The following is a 4,663-nucleotide window of genomic DNA, read 5'->3' on the forward strand; positions in this document are numbered from 1 at the left end:
TTTGATTGCCTTCAATAGGGTATTTAACATTTGGATTAGGATTCATTTTGTATAGCACTTCCTTTACCACTTATTTCACTTTCTACCGCTATTACTGGCTTTAAATTGTATATAGGTAAAATAAACAATAATCCAATTATAAAAAGTAAAGCCGTCCCTTCATACATCATACTTAATGAAAACATCTCTTTTAATGAGCCAGCTATACTCATCGTTACTACCATTGAACCGGTAAAAAGCGGACTTAAAATACCATTTACACGACCTATAAAATCGGTATCGCTATTTTGAATAATAAGCGTATTAATACCAATTTGGATACAAGGAAGAGCTAAACCACTAAAAAGCTGCGCTGTAAGTGTCACCCATAAATTTGTAGAATATCCTATAATGCCAATACCAATTGCTTGACCAAGCATACCGATAATTAACATCTTTTGCGGAGCAACGTTTTTCGCAAATACCATTGCTAATGCTCCGCCAACAATCATTCCCGCACCATTTACTGTTAGTAGCCACTGTAAACTCTCTTTTGATAATCCTAACTGCTCAGTCACAATAAATATACCTAATGGCTGAATTAATCCTATACCTAGTCCTGCAGCCATAAAACAAAGCCCTAGCAAAGTTAATGCTTTTTTCTTTTTGACATACTTAATGCCATCCTTCATCTCCTGCAACAGAGTGATATCCTTCTTTTCTACGTCGTTTTCAAGATCTTTCGGAAGGAATAACAATACAACTGCCGCAAGTAAAAACGAAATACCTGTTATGATGATTGAAATATAAATTCCAAAACTATGAAAGATAAATGTCCCTAGTATTGGTCCTAATACCATAAATATTGCAAATATCGTTTGATATATAGACATTGCTAATTGAATTTGTTCCGTTGATAAATGTTGTTTAAACAACTTCATTCCAGATGGTTGTGAAAACTGTGAAAGGATTGCAGAGATGAGTGTCACAAAAAACACAATTTTCCACGTTCCAAACATAAGCGTAATTAATACAGCGAATACTGAAATGGAACTTAACGTTTCACACCATATCATTGTCTTCTTTGGCTTCCACCTATCAGCAAAAGTACCGCCAATAAATGAAAAAATAAAAATTGGAGCGAATTCAGCAACTGAAATCATCGAAATAGCAAAAGCATCACCTTTTGTCATTTCCATTACATATAGTAATACCGCAAAGTTTCGAACCCATATTCCTATTTGTAAAAATAATGCTGATGCTAAAATCCCTTGAACAAACCGATTTTTTAATACTTGTGATACCCCATTGTTTTGTTTCGTTACTACATTTGTCGACATAAAAAAGCCTCCTATTTCATGTTCTGAACAGGAGGCAGCACAAATCATATAAAAAGACTATATATTCGCAGAGCGAAATACATCCCTTTTCTATAAATGTACAGACTAACCCTATTCAGAAGAATATTTCGTTTTTTAACGAAGATCTCTTACAAATAGAATTAGTTGATCATTGGGATGTTTTCACCCTTCCGTTTCGAATTTAAATAACACATACATACTCTATGTAAATCATTTTCGATGTATGCATGTCTCCTTTTAACTATTCTAGAAAGTTAAAGGCAATTCCTCTAAAGAACGCATTAAATAGTTACCTTGCCATTTAATTTCTTCACGATTCCCTTTTATTTGTAGTTCAGGCATTCGATTAAACAAAGTAGTAATAGCAATCTTTGCTTCTAACCTCGCAAGTGGAGCGCCTAAACAGAAATGGCTACCATGACCAAAGGCAATATGACGATTATTTTCCCGAGTAATATCGAATACTTCTGGGTTTTCAAATACAGTTTCATCACGATTTGCAGAAGCTAAGGCAATGACAACCATATCTCCTTTTTCGATTGTTCGGTCGTGAATTTGAAAAGGTTCCGCTGCCCATCTTGCAGTTGTAACCTCAACTGGAGAATAATAACGCAATCCTTCCTCAATAGCCGAATCAATTAGTTTTGGATTATCTTTTAATAACTGTAATTGATTTGGATTTTCAAGAAGTGCTAATACCGTATTTGTAATTAAATTCACTGTCGTCTCGTGTCCTGCTACAATTAATAGCATTATCATTGAATATAGTTCCCGAGCGCTAAGTTTATGCCCTTCACTCTCTGCAAGTATTAAAGCACTCACTAAGTCTTCTTTTGGCTCTTTTCGTTTAATATCAACTAAATATTGAAGATATGTAATAAACTCAGATAGTTGTTTTTCGGTCTCTTTTATTTCTTCAGGTGTTTCTGGTGATGCAATAACAGCATGAGACCAAATTCTAAATTTCGCTTGATCTTCTTTTGGAATACCGAGCATCTCACTTATTACAATAATCGGTAATGGAAATGAATAATCATCCACAAGATTTAATGTACCTTTTCGCTCTATATCACTTATCAAATCATCCGCTATTCTCTCAATTCTTTTGTCTAATTGTGCAATCATCTTCGGTGTAAAAGCTTTTTGAACTAAAGATCGTAAACGACTGTGGTTAGGTGGATCTGAATTTAGCATATGTGTTGTTAAGTGGTCACTATTATCAACGGAAAGATACATGTTCTTTATATCTTGAGAAAACACATTTGTCCAATCTTTTTTTAAACGATTATCTTTTAAAAGTGGCAGAGCATCTTCATATCTAGTAATGAGCCATTCTTTACCGATTTCAACTTGGTTTACAAATAATATAGGTTGTTTTTTTCGCGATTCTTTATAAATTTCATACGCATCTTCTTTAAACTGAGCTGAAGCTAAATTAATGCCATCCTCTATGCTTAACCCAACTTTGTTTTTCATTGACATTGTATTCCCTCACTCTCATTTGTTTTTGAAAATCAACCCAACATATGCATTATACTCTAATAAAAACGTGAAAATTGTAAATTTTTAATCAAAATCTTACTTCGTATATTGAAAAATAAAAAAGTGAGAGAGTAAAATCGTTTCACTCTCCCACTTCTCTTTATGCGAAGCACATAAAATTACTAATTTGTTGATAGCGATAACTTACTTTACGACGACGACCACCTTGCCACGTGTAACCTGACACTCCATTTCTTCTCACTTCAGTCGGGAAGAACCATAAATCTCTTCCGAAAGGACCAGGACGATGTAAGCGTAAATAGCCCCATCTTCCTAGACAGTTACACATCCATGATTTCATATTACCTGGTTGTGCTGGAGAAGCAAATGTAGACGGTAACGACGGCGCTTGTGACGGAGGTGGTGACGTTGGAGCATCTTCTGCATCATCTGGTCTGTAATCTTCTTGTTCAATATCTCTCACTTCATTTGTAGGTTCATACCCGTAGTTTTGTGGATTATAATACATCGCTTGATCATATGGATAATTTTGTTGGTTATACATATTAACAAATCACCTTCTTTTCATTCATTACCTTTACCATTCATATGTGATATGCCCTCTCTGGGAAGCTTATGTATAGCCCAAATTCAACTTAAAAAGCTCGTATTATTAAAAATACGAGCCTTTCAAAATAGAACGTGTTTATTATTTCCTTAACTTCACACTATAAAAACGCATTTCATCTAACGAACCTTCAAATTCAAATACTTCTTGTTTAATTAATTGTTTCAAGCGATATTCTAAGAAAGTATCTCCAACTAATTGTTCAACAAGACCAAGTGCTTCACCAATTACTCTAGGAGCTTTAAGGAACTCTCGATCAGCACCCACACTTTTCGCGCATTCAATTATAAATTGATCAAAATAATCTTCCTGTACAGAATGCACTTCATTTTCTTTCCAAACTCTTAAACATTCTATGCTTTCCGATAATCTATCCCACTCATTTTCAAACTTCATGCGCTTCTCTTCAGTTAAATAAGGTAGCTTTATAAAACTTTTTTGGAATAGAGCTAAACTTTCAGGTGGTAATTCTCCCGTTCCACGAATATCATACTCTTGTTTTAATATTTCTCTACTTGCTTCAGACGTATTAATAACTCGAATATTTTTCTTATCCTTTAATTGTACCATTACAAAACTTAGGCCTACATGTTCATGTGCATTATCAGCCTTCCAAATTGTAATAGGCGTTTCAACAGGAATAGTATGTAGTTCTTCTATAGTTGCTATAAATCTTGATAAATATTCTTCTTCAAAATAACTATCATAAGCAGTTAAGTTATTTATTAACCACTTCTGTCTTGCTAGTTGCCCCTCATTCGTATGCAACCTATATATCGGTCCAATTGAAAAGAATTCCGAAAAAGCAACAACACTCTCTTCAAATAATTCTTCTTGACTTAACATATATTTTAAGCAACCAGCCGTTGAATCATCAAAAGCAATATGTACGTGCGTACTTTCTTTTACATTCCTTTTATAAGTAGGATTACTCGTTAATTGTTTCGGAATATCCATCAAATTTTTAATTGCATCTTCACTGTAGTTTTCTTCTAATAAGTTTAACTGTATGAGAATACTTTGAAGTAAATCTTTAGCCTCATCTTCGTACATATCCTCTACAGCATTTTTAATTTTATCTATCACACAAACCCCTCTATTCATTTCAAAAATAACGTAGATTATAGTGTATCATTTTAGTATAGTTCTTTAAAGTCAAATTCAGATTGCTACAGCAATCTGGATTTTCAACAAAAGCTCTCCTTATATTTTT

At 33.7% G+C, this 4,663-nt stretch carries 4 protein-coding genes; all 4 read right to left on the reverse strand.

What is annotated here, in order from left to right; genetic code table 11:
- Positions 1-35: 35 nt before the first annotated feature.
- A complete protein-coding gene (locus ACQGS6_RS23300; protein WP_000106395.1) occupies positions 36-1,319 on the reverse strand; it encodes an MFS transporter in 1,284 nt (427 codons plus the stop codon).
- Positions 1,320-1,586: 267 nt separating this feature from the next.
- On the reverse strand, positions 1,587-2,822 hold the full coding sequence (locus ACQGS6_RS23305) for a cytochrome P450 family protein (RefSeq protein ID WP_000062127.1): 1,236 nt from the start codon (positions 2,820-2,822) through the stop codon (positions 1,587-1,589).
- A 160-nt stretch (positions 2,823-2,982) separates the two neighbouring features.
- Positions 2,983-3,387 (reverse strand): hypothetical protein, encoded by a 405-nt coding sequence (locus ACQGS6_RS23310; protein WP_000282687.1) that lies wholly within the window; start codon positions 3,385-3,387, stop codon positions 2,983-2,985.
- A gap of 144 nt (positions 3,388-3,531) precedes the next feature.
- Entirely contained in the window at positions 3,532-4,536 is a 1,005-nt protein-coding gene (locus tag ACQGS6_RS23315) for a DUF1835 domain-containing protein (RefSeq protein WP_426965679.1), read from the reverse strand.
- Positions 4,537-4,663: the final 127 nt, after the last annotated feature.

Origin of the sequence: Bacillus sp. GMs2/2 (genome assembly GCF_050172095.1) — a bacterium.
Taxonomy (GTDB): Bacteria; Bacillota; Bacilli; order Bacillales; family Bacillaceae_G; genus Bacillus_A; species Bacillus_A cereus.